Here is a 23,595-nt window from a genome sequence, read left to right as displayed (position 1 = left end):
TTTCCGTCGGTATTCGTCCGGGGAGCGACGCAGAGCGGTTCAAGGGGGCGGCAGGGTCGCGCATAATGGGCCGCTCAGGAGGCTTTCCATGACATCCCGCAAACGCGAGCAACTGCTCAGCACCGCCGTCGACCTGTTCTATCGCGAGGGTTACCACGCCACCGGCATCGACCGCATCCTGGCCGAATCCGGCGTGGCGAAGATGACGCTGTACAAACACTTTCGCTCGAAGGACGAACTGATCATGGCCGCCCTGGAGGTGCGTCGGCAGCGCACCGCCGAACGCATGCTCGAAGCCGAGGCACGGTTGCAGCCGCGCGCGGCGATCCTGGCGGTGTTCGATGGTCTGCAGGAGTTCCTCCAGGACGAGGCGTTCCGTGGCTGTGCCTTCATCCATGCCGCCGCCGAGTTCCATGAGCGCTCGCATCCGATCCATCGCCAGGCGGCCGAGCAAAAGGCCTTCGTCGAAGCCTATTTCCAGCGCCAGCTGGAGCGCCTGGGCGTGCGTTCGGCGGCACTGCTTGCGCGGCAGTTGCAATACCTGATGGAGGGCGCCCTGGTGATGGCGCACATCCACGGGCCGGCGGACCAGGCCCGCGAGGCCCGGCAGGCGGCCGAAAGTCTGTTGCAGGTCGCTGGCATCTGAGCGCGGGTGCTACCATCGCCGCGAAACACTGCACAGGTCCTTTCGATGCCCCCGGAATGCCAACTCTTCGGAACCCTCGGTTGCCACCTCTGCGAAGTCGCGGAGGCGGTGCTGATGCCCTTCGTCGAACATGGCCTGCTGGTCGAACTGGTGGACATCGCCGACGACGAAGCCTGGGTCGAGCGCTATGGCCTGCGGATCCCGGTGCTGCGCCGCTGCGACAATGGCGCCGAGCTGAACTGGCCGTTCGAGGCCGAGCAGGTCGCAGCCTTCCTCAGCCGCTGATGCCTATTCATTCGCGCTAAGCGCGGCACCGCTGGTAACCCCGCGCGCTATGCGCAAACCGGACTGCGTTCCGCTTCCTTCCCCCATGCCGCGCGGTGCCTGGCTTCGGCGATGCTGGCGAAGCGATGCATAGGCGTTTCTCAATGGTTTTCATAGCCTGAGCCTATTGGCTCGGCAGGCTGCGTTCGGCTAGGCCTAAGGGCGATGGATAAACCCTGAGTTCCCTTCAGGACTGACTGGAAACAGCCGGGAACCCGCGTGGCGCAGGACGCGTCGCAGGTCGTTCGGTCCGCTGTCGCGGACCGCCGGGGTGTGGGGTCGGGACGACGAGGCTCGGCGTTTCCTCATAACGAAAGAGGACGCCTGATGAAAACGCCCGCCTGGACGCGCCATGCCCTCTGGGTCATGCCGCTCGCCCTGGGGCTGCAATCCGCCGTGGTCGCGGGGGATGAGCAGCCAAGCAAGACTTCCAGCTATTCGCCGGTGGTGATCAACGAGGACTTCGCCACCATCATGAAGCGCATGACGGCGAACAAGCCGTCGATCGAGCAGGCCCACAAGACGCTTCTCGAGCAGCGTTACGATCTCAGCGACAGGCCGGCCAAGGGTGCCAGCATGACGCGCGGCAAGCCGCTGCAGGAAGGGGTCCGGGTGAAGCTGCCGGCCGGCACCAGCTGGGAGGAGCTGGCCAGGCTGAGCCCCGAGGAAATCCGCAAGCAGGGGCTGTTCCCCGGTGGCTTCCTGCCGCTGCCACACCCCAACCATGCCGAAGGCGGGATGGTCTTTCCCAAGTTCCTCATCGACGAGATCAAGCGCCAGGAAAGCCGCGACCTGACCCGTTTCGACCTCGACTACGACCTGCCGGACCACTTCCTGCCCGAATTCCCGGCACCGATGTTCCTTACCACCCGGCCTGACCTAGGCGATGTGTCCAAGGGCAAGCTGGTGACCATCGACAACTATTTCGAGCTGTTCAACGGGATTCTCAATCCCAAGCAGCTGGAAGGGCTGCGCCTGCTGCTAACGGCCTTTCCGCAGCAGCAGTTCAACCTCACCGACGATCGCCGTAGCGAGCATCCGAGCCGCGGCGTGGCCTGCTTCGACTGCCATGCGAACGGCCACACAAATGCCGCTACCCACCTGGCCGGCGACGTGCGCCCGCAGCCGTTCCGCCACCGCATCGACACGCCGACGCTGCGCGGGGTGAACATCCAGCGGCTGTTCGGCTCGCAGAGGGCGCTGAAGACCGTCGAGGACTTCACCGAGTTCGAGCAGCGTGCCGCCTACTTCGACGGCGACCCGGTAATCGCCACCAAGAAGGGGGTGAACGTGCTCGAGCGTGGCAGTCAGGTGCATTTCATGGGTGAGTTTCAGGCGCTGCTGGACTTCCCCCCGGCACCGAAGCTGGATGTGGAGGGGCGGCTCGATCCGGGCAAGGCCAGCGAGCAGGAATTGCGTGGCGAAAAGCTGTTCTACGGCAAGGCGGCCTGCGCCGGGTGCCATGCGCCGCCTTACTTCACCGACAACCTGATGCACAACCTGAAGGTGGAGCGCTTCTACGATCCGAAACTGGTCAATGGCGTGATGGCGTCCGCCGACGGGCCGATCAAGACCTTCCCGTTGCGCGGGATCAAGGATTCGCCGCCGTACCTGCACGACGACCGCCTGCTGACCCTGGAGGACACGGTGGAGTTCTTCAACCTGGTGCTGGAGCGCAAGCTGTCCGCGGAAGAGAAGGGCGACCTGGTGGCCTACCTGCGTACCCTGTGAGAAAGACCGAATCGCAGGCAATAAAAAACCCGCCGTTGAGGCGGGTTTTTCGGGATATGGTCGGAGCGACTGGATTCGAACCAGCGACCTTCTCGTCCCGAACGAGACGCGCTACCAAGCTGCGCTACGCTCCGTTTTGTTGGGGCGCATTCTACAGAAAAAGTTTTGGTACACAAGGGGTTAGATGAACTTTTTTTCGAGCCCCGGTTTCCCCGGGCGGAAAAGCAAAGACCCCGTCGCTCGTTCGAGTCGACGGGGTCTTCAGGAAAACCTGTTACGCGACGGTATCAGAGTTCCTTGACGGTGCGGACCTGGTCCTTGTTCACGCGGGCGCGCTTGCCGTCGAGCTGTTCGAACTCGTAGAAGCCGGAATCCTCGTCATAGGAAGGGGTGTCTACGGCCTGGATTTCACGTCCGTCGTTGAGGGTGATCACGGTAGGGCTGGAACAACCCGCGAGGGCGCCGAGGCCTACGGCGAGGAGGAGGGCGGGTAGCATCCGCTTGATCATTGCGCAGTTCTCCTGTGCGGTCAGACTTTGAAGTTACGAGTTTCTGACAGACGAGTTCTAGGAAGAGTTCCCCCCTAAAAACGAGTGTTCCCCCCACCTTCGAGAAAATTCGACTCGACGTCCCTTCCGTTTTACTTCAGTTCGCGGTGATTAGCCAACAGCTCGGGGGTGTTCAGGTTGGCCAGCCGCGGATCGCCCGCGGCCAGCTCGATGGCCTCCGCGCCAAGCGGCAACAGGACGTGGCGTGGGCTACGGTCGCCCTGGCGCCAGGCGTGTTCTATCTCTTCGGCCAGGTGCGTCGGGATCAGGCTGAACAGCGGTTCCCACTGGCCGCCGCAGCGCAGCATCCAGGGGCGCGCCGGTGTGCGGCCGGCGGCCTGCAGCAGGGTTTCCAGCAAGGCGCGGTCGATGCGCGGCGCGTCGCAGGGCAGCACCAGCAGCCAGGGATGCCGGGCCACCGCCAGGCCGGCGCGGATGCCGGCGAGCGGGCCGGGGAAGTCTCGGCTGTCGTCGCTCACCAGACGGTCGGCATAGGCCGCATAGCGTTCCTGGTTGCGGTTGCAGGAGACGATCAGGTCATCGGTGAGCGGGCGCACCAGGCGATGCAGGTGGGCGATCAGGGGCAGGCCCTGCCACTCGATCAGGCCCTTGTCGCGACCGCCCATGCGCTGGCCGCGGCCTCCCGCCAGGAGAAGGATGGAGCAGGGGGGCAGGGCGCTATCGGGCATCTGGGGTCTCCGTGTCGGGCCTGTGATATAACACCGCGATCACGTCCACAAGCAAGGGCCAACCCCATGAGCCACAAGGCCGAAACGGCATTCGTGCCGTTGAACATCGCCGTCCTGACCGTCAGCGATACCCGTACCCTGGAAACCGATACCTCAGGCCAGTTGTTCGTCGACCGCCTGACCGAGGCCGGGCACAACCTGGCCGCTCGCGTGTTGCTGAAGGATGACCTGTACCGGATCCGCGCACAGGTCGCGACCTGGATCGCCGAGGACAGCGTGCAGGTCGTGCTGATCACCGGCGGCACCGGTTTCACCGGCCGCGACAGCACCCCGGAAGCGGTGGCCTGCCTGCTGGACAAGCAGGTGGACGGCTTCGGCGAGCTGTTCCGGCAGATTTCGCTGGCCGACATCGGTACCTCCACCATCCAGTCGCGGGCCCTGGCCGGGCTTTCCAACGGTACCCTGGTCTGTTGCCTGCCGGGCTCCACCAATGCCTGCCGCACTGCCTGGGAAGGCATCCTCGTCGAGCAACTGGACGCCCGTCATCGCCCGTGCAACTTCGTCCCGCACCTGAAACAGGCGGCGCCCTGCGAGAGCCGCGGGTGAGCGGCTGCTGCGAACAGCCGGGGCTGATGCCGGTCGAGACGGCGCTGGAACGGCTCCTCGAACTGGCCGCGCAAACGCCTATCGATACGTGTGAGCAGGTGCCCCTGGAGCAGGCTGGCGGCCGCGTGCTGGCGGTCGACCTGCTGGCCGGCCTGGACCTGCCGCCGTGGCCGAACAGCGCCATGGACGGCTACGCCTTGCGCCTCGCCGACTGGAACGGCGAGCCACTGCCGGTCAGCCAGAAGATCTTTGCCGGACAGGCGCCGGAGCCGCTGCAAGCGGGTACCTGTGCGCGGATCTTCACCGGTGCGCCGCTGCCGGAAGGCGCCGATCTGGTAGAGATGCAGGAAAACGCCGAAGCGCTCGACGATGGCCGCGTGCGCTTCACCCAGCCGTTGCGCGCGGGCCAGCATGTGCGCCCGCGTGGCCAGGAAATCCGCCAGGGCGACCTGGTCCTGCCGGCCGGCACGCGCCTGCGCTCCATCGAACTGGGGCTGGCGGCTTCGCTCGGCTGCGCGACCCTGGAGGTGCGACGCAAGCCGCGGGTGGCGCTGCTGTCCACCGGCGACGAGCTGGTCGAGGCGGGCCAGCCGCTGCAGGCCGGGCAGATCTACAACAGCAACCGTCCGTTGCTCAAGGATTGGCTGCAACGCCTGGGCTGCGACGTGCTCGACGCCGGTATCCTTCCCGACGACCTGGCACGTACCCGCGAGCGCCTGGCCGGGTTGGCCGGGGTGGACCTTATCCTTTCCACTGGCGGCGTATCGGTGGGCGAGGCCGACTTCCTCGGCATGGCGCTGCGCGAAGCCGGCGAGCTGACCCTCTGGAAGCTGGCGATAAAACCCGGCAAGCCGCTGACCGTCGGCCAGTTCCAGGGCATCCCGGTGATCGGCCTGCCGGGCAATCCGGCTTCAACCCTGGTCACCTTCGCCCTGCTGGCGCGTCCCTACCTGCTGCGCCGGCTCGGCGTGGCGCAGGTCGCGCCGCTGCGGGTGGAGGTACCGGCCGGCTTCGCCTGGACCAAGGCGGGGCAGCGTCGCGAGTACCTGCGTGGTCGTCTGGAGCAGGGCCGCGCGGTGCTCTATCCGAACCAGAGTTCCGGGGTACTGCGCAGCGCTTCCTGGGCCGAGGGGCTGGTGGAGGTCCGCGAGGGACGTACCCTCGTGGAAGGCGAGGGCGTGGCGTTCATTCCGCTGAGCGAACTGCTCGACTGAGCCGACGGTGGCCGGATGGCCGCCGTTCTCATTGCGCCGCCGGCTCCTTCCGCCGTTGCCGGTACTCGCCGGGCGTCTGCCCGGTCCAGCCCTTGAAACTGCGATGGAACGAGCGGGACTCGGTGAAGCCCAGGTACTGGGCGATGTCCTGGATCGGCAGCTCGCTATGCAGCAGGTAGTGCTCGGCCAGTTCGCGGCGCAGTTCGTCGAGGGTCTGCTGGTAGCTGCTGCCGGCTTGCTGCAGGTGGCGTTGCAGGGTGCGTACGGTCATGCCGAACTTCTCCGCCACCCGTTCCTTGCGCGGCAGGCCGTCCTTGAGTAGCTGGCGCAGGGCGTTCTTCACCCGCAGCGGCAGCGGCTCGTCATCGTCCAGCTCGGCCATCAGCGCCAGGGCATGTTCTTCCAGGGTGCGCAGCAGCGTCGCGTCGGCCTGGCGCAGCGGCAGCGCCAGGTAGTCCAGTGGTACCAGCAGCGCCGAACAGGGTTGGGTGAAGCGCACCGGACAGCCGAAGAAGGTCTCGTAGTCTTCCACGCGGGTTCCGTCCGGCAGGTCGTGTTCCAGCCAGACCTCGTCCGGCGAACCTTCCAGGTCGGCGATCCAGCGCGCGTAGAGGACCCAGGAAGCCAGGACGTGCTCGACCATGTGGCGCCGTACCAGGGGTGTCTGGTGGCGGCAGTTCCAGATCAGCCGGACCTGCCCGCCGGCCGCCTCGATGCGGCTGGTGCCCATGTCGCCGACCAGCTTCTCGTAGGGCGTGATGCGGCTCATGGCCTCGCCCAGGGTGGCGCAGTTCATCGCGATGTAGCCGAGCACGCTCCAGGAGCCGGGCTGGACGAAGCGCGCCGAATGCAGGCCGAACAGGGGATCGCCGGAATGCTCGCAGAAATAGCCGAGCAGGCGCTCGTGGGCTTCGCCCGGCAGGCGCTGGCGATTGTCGTTGAGCTGGTCGGCCTGGAGGCCGGCGGCGGCCAGGGCAGGGGCGATGTCCAGGCCGAGCCGTTCGGCGTGGCGCAGGTACTTCAGCAGGGCCGGAACCGAGGTGGAGCCAAGGGTCTGCATGGTCGTTGTTCTTGTCGTGGCGGGTGGAACAGGCCGTCCGGCGTGCGTGCCGGCTGTCTTGATCGGTCACAGGGAGTGTCTCGATCCGACAGTGACAGGCGAGGGCGGCTGGCTAGTATAGGCAGCCAGAAAGGTTCCGATAAACAGGTTGCCGCGACAAGCGAGGGGAGAGGTTCATGCGTCGTTGGAATGGCTGGGGCGAAGAAAGCACCGTGGTCGAATTGCCGGACAGCGCCCGTGGGTTCCTGGCGGAACTGGTCGGGCAGGGCGCACGCTTGCCGGACGCCAGCCTGGAGGCGGCGCTGGCGAAGGTTCCGGCGTCGCGCCTGGAGGCCGATCCGCGCTACAGCATCGACCCCCGTGAGCGTCTGCTGCATGCCCGCGGGCAGAGCCTGCCGGACTGGCTGGCGATGCGCGAGGGCGACTTCGGCGTCTACCCGGACGCCGTGGCCTATCCGGAAACCGCCGAGCAGATCCGCGAGTTGCTGGCCCTGGCCGACTCCCGCGACCTGCAACTGATTCCCTATGGCGGCGGTACTTCCGTGGCCGGCCATATCAATCCGCAAGCCTCGCGGCGGCCGGTACTGACGGTCTCGCTGGAGCGTATGAACCGCCTGCTCGATCTGGACCGCGAGAGCCTGGTCGCGACCTTCGGCCCCGGCGCCGCCGGCCCGCAGGTGGAGAGCCAGTTGCGTGCGCTGGGCTACACGCTCGGGCATTTCCCGCAGTCCTGGGAGTTGTCGACCCTCGGCGGCTGGGTCGCCAGCCGCTCCAGCGGCCAGCAGTCGCTGCGCTACGGGCGGATCGAACAACTTTTCGCCGGCGGGACCCTGGAGACCTTCGCCGGGCCGCTTGAAATCGCTACCTTCCCGGCATCCGCGGCGGGACCGGACCTGCGCGAACTGGTGCTGGGCTCTGAGGGACGCTTCGGGATCATTTCCTCGGTGAAGGTGCGGGTCTCGCCGCTGGCCGAGGACGAGCGCTTCTACAGCGTCTTCCTGCCGAACTGGCAGCAGGCCCTGCAAGCCACCCGCGAGCTGGCCCAGGCGCGCGTGCCGCTGTCGATGCTGCGCCTGTCCAACGCCGTGGAGACCATGACCCAACTGGCCCTGGCCGGCCATCCCGGACAGATCGCCTGGCTGGAGAAATACCTGGCACTGCGCGGCGCGGGCGAGGGCAAGTGCATGCTGACCTTCGGCGTGACTGGCAACCGTCGGCAGAACGGATTGTCGCTGAGCCAGGCGAAGGCCTTGCTGAAACGCTTCGGCGGGGTCTTCACCGGCACCCTGCTGGGGCGCAAGTGGGCGCAGAACCGCTTCCGCTTCCCCTACCTGCGCGAGGCCCTGTGGCAGGCGGGCTACGCCGTGGACACCCTGGAGACCGCCACCGACTGGAGCAACGTCGACGGCCTGCTGCAGAAGATCGAGGCCAGCCTGCGCGACGGCCTGGCCGCCGAGGGCGAGAGGGTCCATGTGTTCACCCACCTCTCGCATGTCTATGGCGAGGGGTCGAGCATCTATACCACCTACGTGTTCCGTCCGGCCGCGAGCTATGCGGCGACGCTGGAGCGCTGGAAGCGTCTCAAGCATGCGGCCAGCCAGGCGATCGTCGACAATCGCGGCACCATCAGCCACCAGCATGGCGTCGGCAAGGACCACGCACCCTACCTGCCCCGCGAGAAGGGCGAACTGGGCGTCGCCGCGCTGCGTGCCATGGCCGGTCACTTCGATCCGGCCGGGCGGCTCAACCGCGGCACCTTGCTGCAGGACTGAGCGGAATGACTTCAGCCTGGAACGAGGAGTGGCGTCGCCGCCGCCTGCCGGCGCTGGCGGGGCAGGAGTGGGACCTGATCGTGGTCGGCGGCGGCATCAGCGGTGCCGGCATCCTCCGCGAAGCCGCGCGGCGCGGCTGGCGCTGCCTGCTGCTGGAGCAGCGGGACTTCGCCTGGGGCACCTCGAGCCGCTCGTCGAAGATGGTCCATGGCGGCCTGCGCTACATCGCCAAGGGCCAGTGGCGGCTGACCCGCGACTCGGTGCGCGAGCGCCAGCGCCTGCTCGGCGAGGCGCCTGGGCTGGTGGAGCCGTTGAGCTTCGTGATGGCCCACTACCGCGGCGGCTTTCCCGGCCCGCGGCTATTCGGCGGCCTGCTGAGCGTCTACGACGCCCTTGCCGGGCGGCGCAACCACCGTTTCTACGACGCCGCCGCGTTGCGCTACCTGGCGCCGGGCCTGAAGGAACAACGGCTGCTCGGCGGCACGCGATTCTTCGATGCGGTGACCGACGATGCGCGCCTGGTGCTGCGGGTGCTGGCCGAGGCGCGTCACGACGGCGGCGAGGCATTCAACGGCATGCGTGTGCGCGAATTGCTGCGCGAGGGCGGCCAGGTGGTCGGCCTGCGCGCCGAGGACCGCGAGAGCGGCGAGCTTCTCGACTTTCGCTGCCGTGCCCTGGCGGTGGCCACCGGGGCCTGGGCCGATGAGTTGCGCCAGCCCGGCGGAAGCGAGCACATCCGCCCGCTGCGCGGCAGCCATCTATTGCTGCCGGCCTGGCGCCTGCCGGTGGCCCATGCCTTCAGCTTCATGCACGCCACGGACCGGCGACCGGTGTTCGTGTTCCCCTGGGAGGGCGCGACGGTGGTCGGCACCACCGATCTCGACCATCGCGACGGCCTTGGGGAGGACGCGCGGATCAGCCGCGCCGAACTCGACTACCTGCTGGCGGCCTGCGCCCAGCAGTTTCCCGCCGCCGCCATCGAGGCGTGCGACGTGCTGTCGACCTGGGCCGGCGTGCGACCGGTGGTCAGCAGCGGCGACGACAGCGGCAAGCCTTCCGACGAGAAACGCGAGCATGTGCTCTGGCGCGAGCCGGGCTGCGTGACCCTGGCCGGCGGCAAGCTGACCACCTTCCGGCCGCTGGCGGTGGAGGTGCTACAAGCCTGCGCGCCGCTGCTCGGGCGCACGGTCACGGACGATGGCGCGGCGGTGTTCGGCGCCTGCGAAGGCCCGCTCATCGACGGGCTCGGCAGCGGCCAGCGACGCCGCCTGGCCGGTCGCTACGGACGCGACCTGGTCCGCCTCAAGCGGCTGGTGGACACCCTCGGAACGGACTGCGTGGGTGCCAGCGAAACGCTCTGGGCCGAACTGGCGTTCGCCGCCGAGGCGGAAATGGTGCTGCATCTCGACGACCTGCTGTTGCGCCGCACCCGCCTCGGCCTGCTGTTGCCCGGAGGCGGCGCGGCATACCTGCCGCGTATCCGCGCACTCTGCCAAGCGCGCCTGGGCTGGGACGACCCGCGCTGGGAACGTGAGCAACAGGCCTATCTGGACCTCTGGCGCCGGCACTACAGCCTGCCCGTCTGACCAGCCGAGACGAGAACGAGATGAACGACAAGAACTATCTGCTGGCGATCGACAATGGCACCCAGAGCGTGCGCGCCCTGCTGTTCGACTTGCAGGGCAACCTGCTGGGCAAGGGCAAGGTGGAGCTGGAGGCCTACTACTCGAAGCATCCGGGCTGGGCCGAACAGGACCCCGAGTACTACTGGGCGATGCTCGGCGAGGCCTGTCGGCGGCTCTGGGACCAGGTGGACATCGATCGCGGGCTCATCCGCGGGGTGTCGCTGACCACCCAGCGCGGTACGGTGATCCACGTCGATGCCGAGGGCAGGCCGTTGCGTCCGGCGATCCTCTGGCTCGACCAGCGCCGGGCGGAGGTCCGCGAGCGCATCAGGGGGCCGTGGGGCTGGCTGTTCAAGCTGGTCGGCGCCGAGGGCGCGGTGGAGCATTTCCGCGCCCAGGCCGAGGTCAACTGGGTGGCCCAGGAGCAGCCGGAGATCGCCGCGAAGACCGACAAGGTGTTGCTGCTTTCCGGCTTTCTCAGCCACCGCCTGACCGGCCGTTTCGTCGATTCGGTGGGGTGCTGCGTAGCCTACCTGCCGTTCGACTACAAGCGCCTGCGCTGGGCCGCGCCGCGCGACTGGAAATGGCAGGCGCTGGCGGTACGCCGCGAGCAGTTGCCGGAGCTGTTCAAGCCGGGCGAGCGGCTCGGCGAGATCAGCGCCGAGGCCAGCCGGCACACCGGCATTCCGCAAGGCCTGCCGTTGATCGCCGCGGGGGCCGACAAGGCCTGCGAGGTGCTCGGCGCAGGTGCGCTGGAGCCCACCATCGCCTGCCTCTCCTACGGCACCACGGCGACCATCAACACCACTCGCGCCCGCTACCTGGAAACCGTGCCGCTGATTCCACCCTATCCGGCGGCGATTCCCGATCATTTCAATACCGAGGTGATGATCTATCGCGGCTACTGGATGGTCAGCTGGTTCAAGCGCGAGTTCGGCTTGCGCGAGATGCAGCAGGCGCGCGAGCAGGGGGTCGAGCCGGAGCAACTGTTCGACGAACTGGTCAACGGCGTGCCGCCCGGCTCGATGGGCCTGACCCTGCAACCCTACTGGTCGCCGGGAATCCGCGAACCGGGACTGGAGGCCAAGGGGGCGATGATCGGTTTCGGCGACGTGCATACCCGGGCGCACATCTACCGGGCCATCCTCGAGGGCCTGGCCTATGCCCTGCGCCAGGGCAAGGAGCGCATCGAGAAGCGTTCGGGCACGCCGATCGTGCGCCTGCGCGTGGCCGGCGGCGGCTCGCAGAGCGACGCGGCGATGCAGCTCACCGCCGACATCTTCGGCCTGCCGGCCGAGCGCCCGCATGTCTACGAGGCGTCCGGCCTGGGTGCGGCGATCGACTGCGCGGTGGGGCTCGGCCTCTATCCGGACGTCGCCAGCGCGGTGGCCGGGATGACCCGCGTCGGCCGGGTTTTCCTGCCCCAGGCGGAAGCCCGGCAGATCTACCAGCGGCTCTATGGCGAGGTCTACCTGCGCATGTATCGCCAGTTGCGCCCGCTCTACCGCAGCATTCGCGAGATTACCGGCTACCCTGCCTGAACCGGGCGCCGCACTTCCGTCCCGGATACGCGGTCAATAGGCAAAGACAAGGCCACGACGAGGGGTTCGGTTCGATGGACAAGGACAAGGTTCTGCTGGTCCTGCATGGCAAGCAGGCGGGCAACGAAGAGGTTCGTGCCGCGGTCGCGGCGCAGCGCGAGGCCGGACGGGAGCTGGCGGTGCGAGTAACCTGGGAGGACGGCGACGCCCGGCGCATCGTCGAGGAGGCGCTGGCGGCCGGCTATGCGACGCTGGTCGCCGGCGGTGGCGACGGCACGCTGCGCGAGGTGGCCGAAGCGCTGGCGCGCGGGCGAGGCGAGGCGAGCCTGGCGATCCTGCCGCTGGGCACCGCCAACGATTTCGCCCGCGCCGCCGGGATTCCCCTGGAACCGGCCGCGGCGCTGGCGCTGCTCGACCAGACGGCGCGGCCGATCGACCTGGGCGAGGTGAACGGCAAGCTGTTCCTCAACATGGCCACTGGCGGCTTCGGTTCGAAGGTCACGGCGAATACCTCGGAGGACCTGAAGAAGGTTCTCGGCGGTGCCGCCTACCTGTTGACCGGGTTGACCCGTTTTTCCGAAGTGCATGCCGCCCAGGGCCGTTTCAGCGCCCCGGACTTCCAGTGGGAAGGCGAGTTCCTCGCCCTGGGCATCGGTAACGGGCGCCAGGCCGGCGGCGGACACGTACTGTGTCCGCAAGCGCGAGTGGACGACGGCCTGCTGGACGTGAGCATCCTGCCGACGCCGCAGGACATGGTCGGTACCCTGGGCACCCTGCTCGGCGGTGGCAACGGAGTGGAAAGCCTGTTCGTCCGCGCGCGGGTGCCATGGCTGGAAGTGGAGGCGGCGGAAGGTCTCGACGTCAATCTCGACGGCGAGCCGCTGGAGGGACGCAAGCTGCGTTTCTCGGTTTCCCCGGGCGCGCTGCGCGTGCACTTGCCGGCCGGTTCGCCGTTGTTGCGCGAGCCGCCGCGCGAGGACTGAGGGCGGGGCCGACTGATCCGCTGCCTGGAGTGGCGTCTGTGTCTTGTCGGCCTTTCCCGCGACACCGTATAACAGCATCTTTCCACCAAGGATGCTGGTTCCATGTTCCGTCTCTCCGCGCTGTACCGCTATCCGATCAAGTCTTCCGCCGCCGAGTCCCTGGAGTGCGTCGCGCTCGATGCGCTGGGCGTGGTCGGCGACCGACGCTGGATGGCGGTGGACACCGAAACCGGACGTTTCTTCACCCAGCGCCTGCTGCCGCAGCTGGGGCGTATCCAGGCGCGCTGGGCGGCGCCGGAGGTCCTGCGGCTGAATGCGCCGGGGATGTCCGAGCTGAGTCTCGAAGTACCGGCAGCCGACGCCAACCTGCGTGGCGTCACGGTCTGGCGCGATACCTTGCAGGCGCCGGATGCCGGCGACGCCGCAGCGGACTGGATGACGCGCTTCCTCGGCCGCCCGACGCGCCTGGTGCACATTCCCGAGGCGCGCGCGCGGCAGGTCGATACCGGCTACGCCGAGCCGGGGCAGAAGGTGCATTTCGCCGACGGTTTCCCGCTGCTGCTGATCGGCCAGGCTTCGCTCGACGACCTCAGCCAGCGGGTCGGCCGGCCGTTGGAGATGCTGCGCTTCCGTCCCAACCTGGTGGTGGAAGGCAGCGCCGCGTTCGCCGAGGACGGCTGGAAACGCATCCGCATCGGCTCGGTCGAGTTCGTCGTGGCCAAGCCCTGTTCCCGCTGCATCCTCACCACCCTGGATCCGGCGACCGGCGAGCGCAACGAGGACCGCGAGCCGCTGACGACCCTGAAGACCTACCGGGAAAAGGATGGCGCGGTGCTGTTCGGGCAGAACCTGATTGCGCTGGGACAGGGCGGCCTGGAGGTGGGGATGCCGGTGGAAATCCTCGACTGAGGAACGGTCGCCCGCCGTTGCGGCGGGCGGCCATTGCCGGCGATCAGAGCTTGGCGTCGACGCAACCGGTGCTCAGGCACTCGCGCTCGCGTTCGCGGAGGAAGTCGAGGCGCTGGCGGGTCTTCTCGGTGGCGCAGTCGAGATTGACGAAATAACCGTTGTCCTTGCTTTCGCTGCAGGCCGCGTCGCGCTCCTTGATCCAGGCGATCTGGCTCTTCTTCAGCAGGGCTTTCTGGCCGTCGTTCAGGTGCTTGCGCAGGGTGCCGAACTGCTGGTTCAGCTCGCGGTCGGCCTGGGAAAACTCGCCGCTGCGGCAATACACGCTGTCGAAGGCGTTGCGCGGCGTACCGCAGGCGTCGGCGGCCAGGGCGCCGTCGGCGAGCAGCAGGCTGGAGGCGGCGAGCAGAGCGGTGGCGAGGGGCTTGTTCATCTTGAGGTCCTTTTCAAGGTACTGGAAAGGCCCGGGCGTCCGGGCCGGGTTGGGGGTCAGAAATCGTCGAAGTAGCGTTCGTGCCAGTCGACGATGGGCTGCGGCGCATTGAGCTTCTGCCCGTAGATCACCGCATAGGACAGCACGTTCTGCACGTACTGGCGAGTCTCGTCGAACGGAATGGTCTCGATCCACACGTCGAAGGCCAGGTGGCGGGTATCTTTCAGCCACTGGCGGACGCGGCCCGGACCGGCGTTGTAGGCGGCCGAGGCGAGTACCCGGTTGCCGTTGAACTGGCCATGCACCTGGCTCAGGTAGGCGGCGCCGAGGCGGATGTTGACGTCGGGCACGATCAGTTGCTGGGTCGAGGCCAGCGGGATGCCGAACTTGCGCGAGGTCTCCTTGGCGGTGCCGGGCATCAGCTGCATCAGTCCGGTGGCGCCGACTCCGGAACGGGCATCGGACATGAACGCGCTTTCCTGCCGGGTGATGGCGAAGATCCAGCTGGAGTGCAGGCCGCGGTTCTTCGCTTCGCGCACCAGGGTGGCGCGATGCGCCATCGGGAAGCGGATGTCCAGGTCGTCCCAGTACTGCGCCTGGCTGATCGAGCGGATCGCCGGGAAATACCACTGCATGTCGTAGGCCAGCCTGGCCTGGGCGATCAGCTCGTCGCGATCGAACAGGCGCGCGGCGTGGTACCACTCGCGGCGGGCGTTGATCACTTCGCCACGGTTGAAGAACTCCATGGCCCGGCGCGTGCTGGCGGCGTTGCGTACGCGTTGCAGGACGCGCGGGTCGATGTGCGCAGGGCGGTTGCCGAGCTTGTACGGCACGCTCAGGCGGTCGGCGGCGAGGAAACCGTAGAAGTCGCGCTCGCCGGCGAGCTTCTGGTACAGCGCGATCGGCTCCTTGCTGTTCGGCTGTGCCAGTTGCAGGCTGCGTGCCTGCCAATAGCGCCAGCGGCTGGTGGCGGCGAGATCCTGGGGCAGCTTGCGGGTCAGCGCGTAGGCTTCGTCCCAGCGGCCCAGGCGCAGCAGCAGGCGGGTGCGCCATTCGGTGACGGTATTGTCGCGCAGGCCGGGATCGTACTGGGTCATCAGCGGCAGTGCACGCGGATCGAAGCGCTTGGCCAGGCTGAGACCGATCTCGCGGGCGATGGCGACCTTCTCGTCGCTGGAGAAGGGTAGCGCCGAGCTGTAGTAGTCGAGCAGGCTCAGGGCCTTTTCCGGGTCCTGCCGCGCCAGGCGGCGCAGGCCGAGACCGACCACGTCGGCGGTGGCATGGTCGCGCTGGCTGAAGCGGCCGGTCTGGCTCAGCTGGGCGGGGTTCTGCGCCACGCTGACCATCAGCGCGCCCTGGTTGCCGAGGGTCGGCAGGCGCTGCGCGAGGTGCGAGGCGAGGCTGTAGTTGCGCGCTTCGGCGGCCAGCTTGAGGCGTTTCCAGACCTTTTCCTCGGTGAGCTGGCCTTCGCCCTGCCAGAGGCCGAACAGGGTGTCGCAGGCAGCCGGCTGCGACTTGCCGACCAGCCACAGGCGTTCGCTGGTGGCGTAGCCTTCGGCCTTCTGGCCGTGGCCCAGCTGGTACTGGCCATACAGGCAGTCGAGTTCGGTGAAGTTCAGCTTCGGATCGTAGTAGTTGACGAAGGTCTTCCAGTCGCCGCGGTCGGCCAGCAGGCGCAGCCAGCGCAGTTTCAGCCAGCCGATCTGCGGCAGGTCGCCGTGTTCGGTGAGGAAGCGCTCGACCTCCTCGTTGCTGGCGGACTTCAGCCGATGGGTCAGTTCGTCGTAGGCCAGGTAGGGTTCCAGCGGGTAATCGCGCAGGGCGCTGCGCGAGGCCATGTAGGGCGCGCTGTTGCCCTTGGCCAGGGCGGCCTTGGCCTGGTCGTAGAGACGGCGTTGTTCGGTCAGGGAAGCGGCGTGGGCCGCGTCGACGGAGGAAATACTGAGCAAAAGACAGGAAACGAGAGTGAACAGGCGACCGCGCATGACTTATCCGGGCAGGTGATGTCGGGTAACGTCGGCAGGTCCGCAACGGCTGCCTACGGGCGTTTCGACCGCTCGCGGGACTGGCGCGCGACCGCTGTCGCGGGGCGCGCCCGAAGCCGGGCGGATGGCTCGCCTAAGCTTAGCCGTTGCGGCATGGCGGTGAAAGCGCCGTGCCATCCGATGCCTATCCGGCGTAAAATGCGCGCCCTGTTTCCGGAGGCGCCCATGACCCTGCTCAAGTTCACCGATGTATCCCTTGCCTTTGGCACCACTCCCTTGCTGGACAAGGTGTCGTGGCAGATCGGCCGTGGCGAGCGGGTCTGCGTGATCGGGCGCAACGGTACCGGCAAGTCCAGCCTGTTCAAGGTGGTCAAGGGCGAACAGCAGGCCGACGACGGCGAAGTCTGGCGCGCACCGGCGCTGAAGATCGGCGAATTGCCCCAGGAACTGCCGCGTGCCGACGAACGGACAGTGTTCGACGTGGTGGCCGAGGGTCTGGCGGAAGTCGGCAAGCTGCTCGCCGAGTACCACCACCTGAGCCTGAACATCCATACCGACGATGACCTGGCGCGCCTCTCGCGGGTCCAGCAGGAACTCGAGGCGCGCGATGGCTGGCGCCTGCAGCAACTGGTGGACAGCACCCTCAGCCGCCTGCAGTTGCCGGCCGACAAGACCCTCGCCGAACTCTCCGGCGGCTGGCGTCGGCGCGTGCTGCTGGCCCAGGCGCTGGTCGCCGAGCCGGACCTGCTGCTGCTCGACGAACCGACCAACCACCTGGACATCGGCGCCATCGCCTGGCTCGAGGAAGCGCTGCTGGGCTTCAACGGCGCGGTGCTGTTCATTACCCACGACCGCGCCTTCCTGCAATCCCTGGCGACCCGCATCCTCGAGCTGGATCGTGGCCACCTGATCGACTGGAACGGCGATTACGCCAGTTTCCTGGTGCACAAGGAACAGCAACTGGCCGCCGAAGAAGCTGCCAACGCATTGTTCGACAAGCGCCTGGCCCAGGAAGAAGTGTGGATCCGCCAGGGCATCAAGGCCCGCCGCACGCGCAACGAAGGGCGGGTTCGGGCACTGAAGGAAATGCGTCGCGAACGCGCCGAGCGCCGCGAGCGCCAGGGCAAGGCCAGCTTCCAGCTGGAAAGCGCGGACAAGTCCGGCAAGCAGGTGATCGTGGTGGAGCACGTCAGCTTCGCCCATCCCGGCGGCCAGCCGCTGGTACGCGACTTCTCCATGGTCCTGCAGCGCGGCGACCGTATCGGCCTGCTCGGCGCCAACGGTACCGGCAAGACCACCTTGCTCAAGCTGCTGCTTGGCGACCTGCAGCCGACCTCGGGCAAAATCGAGGTGGGCACCAAGCTGGAAGTGGCCTACTTCGACCAGTTGCGCCATCAGCTCGAACCCGAGCAGACGGTGATCGACAATATCTCCGAAGGTCGCGAGTTCATCACCATCGACGGCCAGAACCGGCATGTGCTCAGCTATCTCGGCGACTTCCTGTTCAGTCCGCAGCGCGCCCGCACCCCGGTGAAGGCGTTGTCCGGCGGCGAGCGCGCGCGCCTGTTGCTGGCCAAGCTGTTCAGCAAGCCGGCCAACCTGCTGGTGCTCGACGAACCGACCAACGACCTCGACGTGGAAACCCTGGAACTGCTGGAGGAAGTCCTGCTCGGCTTCCAGGGCACCGTGCTGATGGTCAGCCACGATCGGGCCTTCCTCGACAACGTGGTGACCAGCACCCTGGTCTTCGAGGGCGAGGGCAAGGTTCGCGAATTCGTCGGTGGCTACCAGGACTGGCTGCGCCAAGGGGGCACGCCGCGCCTGCTCGGCGTGAGCGAGTCGAAGAGCGGCAAGGCCGAGCTGAATACCGCGCTGGCGCCCGCCGCCGAACCCGCGCCGGCTGCTGCGGCGCCGAGCGAGGCGCCGGCGAAGAAAAAGCTCAGCTACAAGTTGCAGCGCGAGCTGGAGGCTTTGCCCGGGCAGATCGACGCGGTCGAGGCGGAGCTGGCGGGTGTCCAGGAAACCATCGCGCAGCAGGATTTCTATCTGCGCCCGCAGGACGAGCAGCGCGAAACCCTGGCGCGGCTGGACGCGTTGCAGCAGGAACTCGATGCCTTGCTCGAGCGCTGGGCCGAACTGGAAGACTGATCCATCTCGAAAAAGTGAGCTGCATCAATGTGATAGCGGCTCATCTCGATGATCCTTGCGGGCCTTGCCGGCGGTGGGTGCAGTCCCCCGTCGGTCCCTCTGGCTGGCGTCATTGACGGGCCGGCCGTCTCCCGAGAAAGGATCAGTCCATGGCAATCGAGTACCGCATCACGCTGGACGACCAGCATCAGCTCAACTATCGCATCGAGCTGGAGCGGCACTACGACCCGCAGGCGGCCTCCGCGGCGCCGCGCTGGACGCGCCTGGAGCACAATCGCTGCAGCAACTGCCCGCTCGATCGCGAACGCTACAGCCATTGTCCGGCGGCGGTCGACCTGCATGGGGTGATCGAGGATTTCCGCAACCTGCCGGCGTTCCGCAAGGCCGGCATCTGCGTGCGCACGCCGGAGCGCGAGTACATCAAGCAGGCGGGCCTGGAGGAAGGACTGCGCGCGCTGATCGGCTTGATCATGGCCAGCAGCGCCTGTCCGCTGCTGGCGCCGCTGAGGCCGATGGCCATGCAGCACCTGCCGTTCGCCAGCAACCAGGAGTTCGTGCTGCGGGTGGTGCCGCTGTACCTGATGCGCCAGTACTTCAACTTCCGCGAGGGGCGGCATGCCGATTGGGAACTGAAAGGGCTGGTGCGGCTGTTCCAGCAGTTGCAACTGGTCAACCAGGCGTTCTGGCAGCGAATCCACGACACCTGTGTCAGCGATTCCAACCTGAAGGCGTTCCTGACCTTCTTCTCGCTGTCGTCGAGCATCAGCTATTCGCTGGAAACCCAGTTGCAGAAGATCCGCCCGCTGGTGATGAGCGCCGAGGAAACGCTCGGCTGAGGCGCAGGCCCCGGCCGAGCGGGGAGAGATCAGGCTTTCTTCAGGTGCACCGCGAGCACGTCGCAGGGCGCGCCGTGCAGCACGTCGTTGGCAGTGGAACCGAGCAGCAGCGCCAGGCCGTGGCGACCGTGGCTGCCGACCACGATCAGGTCGCAGGCCTGTTCCGCGGCGAGGCGGTGGATTTCCTGGCGCGGTTGCCCGTAGACCAGGTGGCGCTGCTCGCTGCCGAGGTCCGGATAGCGTACGGCGAAGGCATCCAGGCGTTCACGGGCCTGGTCGAACTGCTGCTGCTGCAACATCGACAGGTCCATCGGCACGTCCCCACCGAAGGCCATGGCCATGGGCTCGACCACATGCACCACCGAGAGCCGGGCCTGGTTGCTGGTGGCCAGGGCCGCCGCACGCTTCATCACCGGGTCGCATTCGTCGGTCAGGTCGACGGCGACCAGAATGTGTTGATAGGGCATGAACGTCTCCTCCCAGAAGGGGATAGTGTTTTCATTATGGACTTTCGCGCCGCGCGTGGAACCTGTTCCGTTGCGCTGGGCAAAAAGCTGCTCCGCCGTGGTCGCATTCGCCTGTAAACTGCGCCTCCCTTGGCGACTGCGATCGATCCTGCCTGCGCGCGTGGATCGAGGCAAATGCCTTAACAGTTTTTCGAGTGTCCGTTCCTTATGACCACTTGGCTGGTGATCCTGCTGCTGGCTGTCATGCTCAGTCCCCTGGCCTGGCTGATGCCGTCCAACAGGCAGCGCGGCAAGATGGCCCTGCGCCTCGAGGCGCGCCGTCTCGGCCTGGCCATGCAGCTCGCGCGCCAGGATTGGCCGCATTGGCTGGAGAGTGCTCCGCCGACGTCCTGCGCGCAGTTCCACTGCCCGCGCCGACGCGGCCGGGAGGCCTGGTGCTATTGGCAGAATACCCCGGGCCAGTGGCTGAACCAGTGGCGCGAGCCGTGCGCGGACGATGAGTTGCTGGACGCCCTGCGCAGCCTCCCCGGGGATGTCTACAAGGTGGAGGCGACCGCCCAGTTCCTTGCCCTGTATTGGGGCGAGCGCGGCGATAGCGCCGACCTCGGGCGCATCGCCGAGTTTCTCCGCCAGCGCGCCTGAGGCGGCGCGCCGAGGTTCATTGGTTGCGCGCGGCATACAGCGCGGCGACCTTCTCCAGGCCATCGATGATCCGGTCTGCATTCTTGTTGACCAGGAACGGCACGCTGTTCTGGTTGTAGTTGCGCAGGGACTTCTCGATGTAGTGCCACTTGATCGCCACGCTGCGCAGCGCCCTGGCGATCTCCTCGTCGTTCTGCGGCGCCTGCTGCAGCTTCAACAGGTTGACCGAAAAGCGGCTGGCCAGGTCGTCCAGTGGACGCTCCTCGCCGCCGCCGAAGAAGCTGGCGCCCACCGACGCGTTGCGCGAGGCATAGTCCAGGGCAATGTCCTGCATCAGCAGGCTCTGTTCGCGGCTCTGCTCGGTGAGCGTCGGCACCGTGGCGGCGTTTTCCCGTTGCAGGCTGCGATACAACTGGCCGCCGAGGTCCATCAGTTGCTGGTTGCGCCGTGCCAGGTCGGCGACCGGTTGCAGGTCGCTGTAGCCCTTGTTGCGCACCGCGCCGGTCAGCTTGTCGAGGTCTTGCGCATAGTCCCGCCATTGCTCGCGAAGCTGGCCCAGCAGGCGCCGGGATTCGCTGCCGTTCACGCCGTCGAGTCGCTGCAGGCGGGCTTCCGTCGTCTGCGTCGAGCTTTCGATCAGGCTGGCGTAGCGTTGATCGCCTTCCTGGCCGACGTACATGAAGAAGGCGTTCAGGGATTTCTGCGTGGCGAGCCGCATCTGGTGCAGGGCGAGCAGGTCATCGGCGGTCCCTGCCGCGAAGACGGGGAGGCTCAGCAGGCCGAGCAGGGCCAGACAAAGAGTGAACGGACGGCAGATCATGGGTTCCATCTCCATGTGGCCCTGGAGGCCTTCTTGTTGTTCTTTTGTAACGGCCCGTGGCCGATCATGCATGGCGATCTGCGGCGACTCTAGCCTGCCTTTCCGCACCGGGACAAGCGCCCACGGCGCCGATCATCGAACATCTGAATGGTCCGACAGAGGCTGGCTGAATGGCCCTGCGCAGAGGGCCTGGAGGAGGGCAGGTGTTTTCCGGATGGCTGATTGACAATTCCCGGCTTTTGCCGGAATGTGTGCGCACCCAAGTCAAACGGGCGTATGAATCGAGCGTTTGCCTCGCGCAGGCCTCGACAATAGAGACCCGGTTATCGCGTCGGCGGGTGTGCCGAAGGGTTTGGGACTATGCTCGGCGGTTGCCGAAAGGGTCCCGACACGGCGTCCGATGTGTAAGTTCAAGCTTCCATAATAGCGTGGAGATCAGTTGATGATTTACCAAGGTAAAGCCATCACGGTTAAGCCTCTTGAGGGCGGCATCGTCGAGTTGAATTTCGATCTCAAGGGCGAGTCCGTCAACAAGTTCAACCGTCTCACCCTCAGTGAGTTGCGTGCGGCAGTCGATGCGATCAAGGCCGATGCATCGGTCAAGGGCGTGATCGTGACCAGCGGCAAGGACGTGTTCATCGTTGGTGCCGACATCACCGAGTTCGTTGACAACTTCCAGCTGCCCGACGAGGAACTGATGGCGGGCAACCTCGAAGCCAACAAGATCTTCAGCGACTTCGAAGACCTGGACGTACCCACCGTTGCCGCGATCAACGGCATCGCCCTCGGCGGCGGCCTGGAGATGTGCCTGGCCGCGGACTTCCGCGTGATGAGCGCGACCGCCAAGGTCGGCCTGCCGGAAGTCAAGCTGGGCATCTACCCGGGCTTCGGCGGCACCGTCCGCCTGCCGCGCCTGATCGGCTGCGATAACGCCGTCGAGTGGATCGCCTCGGGCAAGGAAAACAAGGCCGAGGACGCCCTGAAGGTCGGCGCCGTCGACGCCGTGGTCGCTCCCGAGCAACTGCAGGCCGCTGCCCTCGACCTGGCCAAGCGCGCCGTCGCCGGCGAGCTGGACCACAAGGCACGGCGCCAGCCGAAGCTGGAAAAGCTGAAGCTGAATGCAATCGAGCAGATGATGGCCTTCGAAACCGCCAAGGGCTTCGTCGCCGGCCAGGCCGGTCCGAACTACCCGGCGCCGGTGGAAGCCATCAAGAGCATCCAGAAGGCCGCCAACTTCGGCCGCGACAAGGCGCTGGAAGTCGAAGCCGCCGGCTTCGTCAAGCTGGCCAAGACCTCGGTCGCGCAGAGCCTGATCGGCCTGTTCCTGAATGACCAGGAACTGAAGAAGAAAGCCAAGAAATACGACGAAGTCGCCAAGGACGTGAAACTGGCCGCCGTGCTCGGCGCCGGCATCATGGGCGGCGGCATCGCCTATCAGTCGGCGCTCAAGGGCACCCCGATCCTGATGAAGGATATCCGCGAAGAGGGTATCCAGATGGGCCTGAACGAGGCCGCCAAGCTGCTCGGCAAGCGCGTCGAGAAGGGTCGCCTGACCCCGGCGAAGATGGCCGAGGCGCTCAATGGCATCCGTCCGACCATGTCCTATGGCGACTTCGGCAACGTCGACATCGTCGTCGAAGCCGTCGTCGAGAACCCCAAGGTCAAGCAAGCCGTGCTCGCCGAAGTAGAAGGCGCGGTGAAGGAAGACGCGATCATCGCCTCCAACACCTCGACCATCTCCATCAGCCTGCTGGCCCAGGCGCTGAAGCGTCCGGAAAACTTCTGCGGCATGCATTTCTTCAACCCGGTGCACATGATGCCGCTGGTGGAAGTGATCCGTGGCGAGAAGACCGGTGAAACCGCCATCGCCACCACCGTCGCCTACGCCAAGAAGATGGGCAAGAGCCCGATCGTGGTCAACGATTGCCCCGGCTTCCTGGTCAACCGCGTGCTGTTCCCGTACTTCGGCGGCTTCGCCAAGCTGCTGAGCTTCGGCGTCGACTTCGTGCGCATCGACAAGGTGATGGAGAAGTTCGGCTGGCCCATGGGCCCGGCCTACCTGTCCGACGTGGTCGGCATCGACACCGGCCACCATGGCCGCGACGTCATGGCCGAGGGCTTCCCGGACCGCATGGCGGTCGAGGGCAAGACCGCCGTCGACGTGATGTACGAGGCCAACCGCCTGGGCCAGAAGAACGGCAAGGGCTTCTACGCCTACGAGACCGACAAGCGCGGCAAGCCGAAGAAGGTCACCGATCCGCAGGCCTACGAAGTGCTCAAGCCGATCGTGGTCGAGCAGCGCGAAGTGACCGACGAGGACATCGTCAACTTCATGATGATCCCGCTGTGCCTGGAAACCGTGCGTTGCCTGGAAGACGGCATCGTCGAGACCGCTGCCGAGGCCGATATGGGCCTGATCTACGGCATCGGCTTCCCGCCCTTCCGTGGTGGTGCTCTGCGCTACATCGATTCGATCGGTGTCGCCGAGTTCGTGGCCCTGGCCGACAAGTACGCCGAGCTGGGCGCGCTGTACCACCCGACCGCGAAGCTGCGTGAAATGGCCAAGAACGGTCAGAAATTCTTCGGTTAATCGCGGAACGACTAGAGCGAGAGTGAATT

At 66.7% G+C, this 23,595-nt stretch carries 21 protein-coding genes and 1 tRNA gene; 14 read left to right on the top strand and 8 right to left on the bottom strand.

Annotated features, from left to right (window positions below):
• The first annotated feature begins 88 nt into the window (after positions 1–88).
• The 3 genes from HMPREF2924_RS13355 (at position 89) to HMPREF2924_RS13345 (ending at position 2,701) form a co-directional block, all read left to right on the top strand.
• Positions 89–646, top strand: coding sequence for a TetR/AcrR family transcriptional regulator (locus HMPREF2924_RS13355; protein WP_003109619.1), 558 nt, complete (start codon positions 89–91; stop codon positions 644–646).
• Positions 647–691: 45 nt separating this feature from the next.
• Entirely contained in the window at positions 692–931 is a 240-nt protein-coding gene (locus tag HMPREF2924_RS13350; RefSeq protein ID WP_003109620.1) for a glutaredoxin family protein, read from the top strand.
• Between the two features lie 366 nt (positions 932–1,297).
• Positions 1,298–2,701, top strand: a complete 1,404-nt coding sequence (locus HMPREF2924_RS13345) for a cytochrome C Snr1 (protein WP_003130664.1) — start codon at positions 1,298–1,300, stop codon at positions 2,699–2,701.
• Between the two features lie 57 nt (positions 2,702–2,758).
• Here HMPREF2924_RS13345 and HMPREF2924_RS13340 read toward each other — a convergent pair.
• The 3 genes from HMPREF2924_RS13340 to mobA form a co-directional block, all read right to left on the bottom strand.
• Positions 2,759–2,835, bottom strand: a tRNA-Pro gene (locus HMPREF2924_RS13340).
• A 153-nt stretch (positions 2,836–2,988) separates the two neighbouring features.
• Entirely contained in the window at positions 2,989–3,210 is a 222-nt protein-coding gene (locus HMPREF2924_RS13335; protein ID WP_003091247.1) for a YgdI/YgdR family lipoprotein, read from the bottom strand.
• Between the two features lie 131 nt (positions 3,211–3,341).
• Positions 3,342–3,938: a molybdenum cofactor guanylyltransferase MobA gene (gene mobA / locus HMPREF2924_RS13330; RefSeq protein ID WP_003109495.1), complete on the bottom strand. Its 597-nt coding sequence runs from the start codon at positions 3,936–3,938 to the stop codon at positions 3,342–3,344.
• A gap of 66 nt (positions 3,939–4,004) precedes the next feature.
• Here mobA and moaB point away from each other — a divergent pair, with 66 nt between their 5' ends.
• Both moaB and glp read left to right on the top strand, forming a co-directional pair.
• On the top strand, positions 4,005–4,544 hold the full coding sequence (moaB, locus tag HMPREF2924_RS13325; RefSeq protein WP_003091240.1) for a molybdenum cofactor biosynthesis protein B: 540 nt from the start codon (positions 4,005–4,007) through the stop codon (positions 4,542–4,544).
• Positions 4,541–5,758 carry a molybdopterin molybdotransferase MoeA gene (gene glp, locus HMPREF2924_RS13320; RefSeq protein WP_003130665.1) on the top strand — a complete coding sequence of 406 codons (1,218 nt, stop codon included), beginning with the start codon at positions 4,541–4,543 and terminating at the stop codon, positions 5,756–5,758. Before moaB ends, glp begins: the two co-directional genes overlap by 4 nt.
• 28 nt (positions 5,759–5,786) lie before the next feature.
• On the opposite strand, the gene HMPREF2924_RS13315 is transcribed toward glp, so the two are convergent.
• Positions 5,787–6,818 carry an AraC family transcriptional regulator GliR gene (locus HMPREF2924_RS13315; RefSeq protein WP_003091237.1) on the bottom strand — a complete coding sequence of 344 codons (1,032 nt, stop codon included), beginning with the start codon at positions 6,816–6,818 and terminating at the stop codon, positions 5,787–5,789.
• Between the two features lie 176 nt (positions 6,819–6,994).
• Between HMPREF2924_RS13315 and HMPREF2924_RS13310 the strand changes: the two genes are divergently transcribed.
• The 5 genes from HMPREF2924_RS13310 (at position 6,995) to HMPREF2924_RS13290 (ending at position 13,648) form a co-directional block, all read left to right on the top strand.
• Positions 6,995–8,590: an FAD-binding oxidoreductase gene (locus HMPREF2924_RS13310; protein ID WP_003091236.1), complete on the top strand. Its 1,596-nt coding sequence runs from the start codon at positions 6,995–6,997 to the stop codon at positions 8,588–8,590.
• Between the two features lie 5 nt (positions 8,591–8,595).
• Complete coding sequence (locus HMPREF2924_RS13305) at positions 8,596–10,176, top strand: glycerol-3-phosphate dehydrogenase/oxidase (protein ID WP_003130668.1); 1,581 nt, start codon at positions 8,596–8,598, stop codon at positions 10,174–10,176.
• A gap of 20 nt (positions 10,177–10,196) precedes the next feature.
• Entirely contained in the window at positions 10,197–11,756 is a 1,560-nt protein-coding gene (locus HMPREF2924_RS13300; RefSeq protein WP_003109491.1) for an FGGY-family carbohydrate kinase, read from the top strand.
• 74 nt (positions 11,757–11,830) lie between these two features.
• Positions 11,831–12,739, top strand: coding sequence for a lipid kinase YegS (gene yegS, locus HMPREF2924_RS13295; protein WP_003091230.1), 909 nt, complete (start codon positions 11,831–11,833; stop codon positions 12,737–12,739).
• Positions 12,740–12,841: 102 nt separating this feature from the next.
• Positions 12,842–13,648 carry an MOSC domain-containing protein gene (locus HMPREF2924_RS13290; protein WP_023094589.1) on the top strand — a complete coding sequence of 269 codons (807 nt, stop codon included), beginning with the start codon at positions 12,842–12,844 and terminating at the stop codon, positions 13,646–13,648.
• 43 nt (positions 13,649–13,691) lie between these two features.
• On the opposite strand, the gene HMPREF2924_RS13285 is transcribed toward HMPREF2924_RS13290, so the two are convergent.
• Both HMPREF2924_RS13285 and slt read right to left on the bottom strand, forming a co-directional pair.
• Positions 13,692–14,078, bottom strand: a complete 387-nt coding sequence (locus HMPREF2924_RS13285; RefSeq protein WP_003091225.1) for a lysozyme inhibitor LprI family protein — start codon at positions 14,076–14,078, stop codon at positions 13,692–13,694.
• A gap of 56 nt (positions 14,079–14,134) precedes the next feature.
• Positions 14,135–16,063, bottom strand: a complete 1,929-nt coding sequence (gene slt, locus HMPREF2924_RS13280; RefSeq protein ID WP_003130672.1) for a lytic transglycosylase Slt — start codon at positions 16,061–16,063, stop codon at positions 14,135–14,137.
• A gap of 225 nt (positions 16,064–16,288) precedes the next feature.
• Here slt and HMPREF2924_RS13275 point away from each other — a divergent pair, with 225 nt between their 5' ends.
• Both HMPREF2924_RS13275 and HMPREF2924_RS13270 read left to right on the top strand, forming a co-directional pair.
• The gene (locus tag HMPREF2924_RS13275) at positions 16,289–18,211 is read left to right on the top strand and encodes an ATP-binding cassette domain-containing protein (protein ID WP_003091215.1); all 1,923 of its coding nucleotides are present in this window, start codon (positions 16,289–16,291) and stop codon (positions 18,209–18,211) included.
• A gap of 149 nt (positions 18,212–18,360) precedes the next feature.
• Positions 18,361–19,047 (top strand): DUF6901 family protein, encoded by a 687-nt coding sequence (locus HMPREF2924_RS13270; RefSeq protein WP_003130673.1) that lies wholly within the window; start codon positions 18,361–18,363, stop codon positions 19,045–19,047.
• A gap of 29 nt (positions 19,048–19,076) precedes the next feature.
• Here the strand turns inward: HMPREF2924_RS13270 and HMPREF2924_RS13265 are convergent, their stop codons facing one another.
• Positions 19,077–19,514: a universal stress protein gene (locus HMPREF2924_RS13265; RefSeq protein ID WP_003091210.1), complete on the bottom strand. Its 438-nt coding sequence runs from the start codon at positions 19,512–19,514 to the stop codon at positions 19,077–19,079.
• 207 nt (positions 19,515–19,721) lie between these two features.
• Between HMPREF2924_RS13265 and HMPREF2924_RS13260 the strand changes: the two genes are divergently transcribed.
• The gene (locus HMPREF2924_RS13260; RefSeq protein ID WP_003109487.1) at positions 19,722–20,156 is read left to right on the top strand and encodes a hypothetical protein; all 435 of its coding nucleotides are present in this window, start codon (positions 19,722–19,724) and stop codon (positions 20,154–20,156) included.
• Between the two features lie 16 nt (positions 20,157–20,172).
• Here HMPREF2924_RS13260 and HMPREF2924_RS13255 read toward each other — a convergent pair whose 3' ends face one another.
• Positions 20,173–20,991 carry a hypothetical protein gene (locus tag HMPREF2924_RS13255; RefSeq protein WP_003130674.1) on the bottom strand — a complete coding sequence of 273 codons (819 nt, stop codon included), beginning with the start codon at positions 20,989–20,991 and terminating at the stop codon, positions 20,173–20,175.
• Between the two features lie 427 nt (positions 20,992–21,418).
• On the opposite strand from HMPREF2924_RS13255, the gene fadB reads away from it, so the two are divergent.
• Positions 21,419–23,566 carry a fatty acid oxidation complex subunit alpha FadB gene (gene fadB / locus HMPREF2924_RS13250; RefSeq protein ID WP_003091204.1) on the top strand — a complete coding sequence of 716 codons (2,148 nt, stop codon included), beginning with the start codon at positions 21,419–21,421 and terminating at the stop codon, positions 23,564–23,566.
• Positions 23,567–23,595 lie beyond the last annotated feature (29 nt).

The organism is Pseudomonas sp. HMSC063H08 (genome assembly GCF_001813645.1).
GTDB classification, from domain to species: domain Bacteria; phylum Pseudomonadota; class Gammaproteobacteria; order Pseudomonadales; family Pseudomonadaceae; genus Pseudomonas; species Pseudomonas aeruginosa.
This window is presented reverse-complemented; position numbering and strand designations above follow the sequence as displayed.

What these genes read in the sequence shown, in the direction of transcription:
- HMPREF2924_RS13315 (WP_003091237.1), bottom strand. Translation starts at nt 6,818, where the DNA reads ATGCAGACCCTTGGCTCCACCTCGGTTCCGGCCCTGCTGAAGTACCTG.
- HMPREF2924_RS13260 (WP_003109487.1), top strand. Translation starts at nt 19,722, where the DNA reads ATGACCACTTGGCTGGTGATCCTGCTGCTGGCTGTCATGCTCAGTCCC.
- HMPREF2924_RS13290 (WP_023094589.1), top strand. Translation starts at nt 12,842, where the DNA reads ATGTTCCGTCTCTCCGCGCTGTACCGCTATCCGATCAAGTCTTCCGCC.
- HMPREF2924_RS13275 (WP_003091215.1), top strand. Translation starts at nt 16,289, where the DNA reads ATGACCCTGCTCAAGTTCACCGATGTATCCCTTGCCTTTGGCACCACT.
- HMPREF2924_RS13255 (WP_003130674.1), bottom strand. Translation starts at nt 20,991, where the DNA reads ATGGAGATGGAACCCATGATCTGCCGTCCGTTCACTCTTTGTCTGGCC.
- HMPREF2924_RS13300 (WP_003109491.1), top strand. Translation starts at nt 10,197, where the DNA reads ATGAACGACAAGAACTATCTGCTGGCGATCGACAATGGCACCCAGAGC.
- HMPREF2924_RS13335 (WP_003091247.1), bottom strand. Translation starts at nt 3,210, where the DNA reads ATGATCAAGCGGATGCTACCCGCCCTCCTCCTCGCCGTAGGCCTCGGC.
- HMPREF2924_RS13310 (WP_003091236.1), top strand. Translation starts at nt 6,995, where the DNA reads ATGCGTCGTTGGAATGGCTGGGGCGAAGAAAGCACCGTGGTCGAATTG.
- yegS (WP_003091230.1), top strand. Translation starts at nt 11,831, where the DNA reads ATGGACAAGGACAAGGTTCTGCTGGTCCTGCATGGCAAGCAGGCGGGC.
- fadB (WP_003091204.1), top strand. Translation starts at nt 21,419, where the DNA reads ATGATTTACCAAGGTAAAGCCATCACGGTTAAGCCTCTTGAGGGCGGC.
- slt (WP_003130672.1), bottom strand. Translation starts at nt 16,063, where the DNA reads ATGCGCGGTCGCCTGTTCACTCTCGTTTCCTGTCTTTTGCTCAGTATT.
- HMPREF2924_RS13350 (WP_003109620.1), top strand. Translation starts at nt 692, where the DNA reads ATGCCCCCGGAATGCCAACTCTTCGGAACCCTCGGTTGCCACCTCTGC.
- HMPREF2924_RS13345 (WP_003130664.1), top strand. Translation starts at nt 1,298, where the DNA reads ATGAAAACGCCCGCCTGGACGCGCCATGCCCTCTGGGTCATGCCGCTC.
- HMPREF2924_RS13305 (WP_003130668.1), top strand. Translation starts at nt 8,596, where the DNA reads ATGACTTCAGCCTGGAACGAGGAGTGGCGTCGCCGCCGCCTGCCGGCG.
- moaB (WP_003091240.1), top strand. Translation starts at nt 4,005, where the DNA reads ATGAGCCACAAGGCCGAAACGGCATTCGTGCCGTTGAACATCGCCGTC.
- mobA (WP_003109495.1), bottom strand. Translation starts at nt 3,938, where the DNA reads ATGCCCGATAGCGCCCTGCCCCCCTGCTCCATCCTTCTCCTGGCGGGA.
- HMPREF2924_RS13265 (WP_003091210.1), bottom strand. Translation starts at nt 19,514, where the DNA reads ATGCCCTATCAACACATTCTGGTCGCCGTCGACCTGACCGACGAATGC.
- HMPREF2924_RS13285 (WP_003091225.1), bottom strand. Translation starts at nt 14,078, where the DNA reads ATGAACAAGCCCCTCGCCACCGCTCTGCTCGCCGCCTCCAGCCTGCTG.
- HMPREF2924_RS13355 (WP_003109619.1), top strand. Translation starts at nt 89, where the DNA reads ATGACATCCCGCAAACGCGAGCAACTGCTCAGCACCGCCGTCGACCTG.
- HMPREF2924_RS13270 (WP_003130673.1), top strand. Translation starts at nt 18,361, where the DNA reads ATGGCAATCGAGTACCGCATCACGCTGGACGACCAGCATCAGCTCAAC.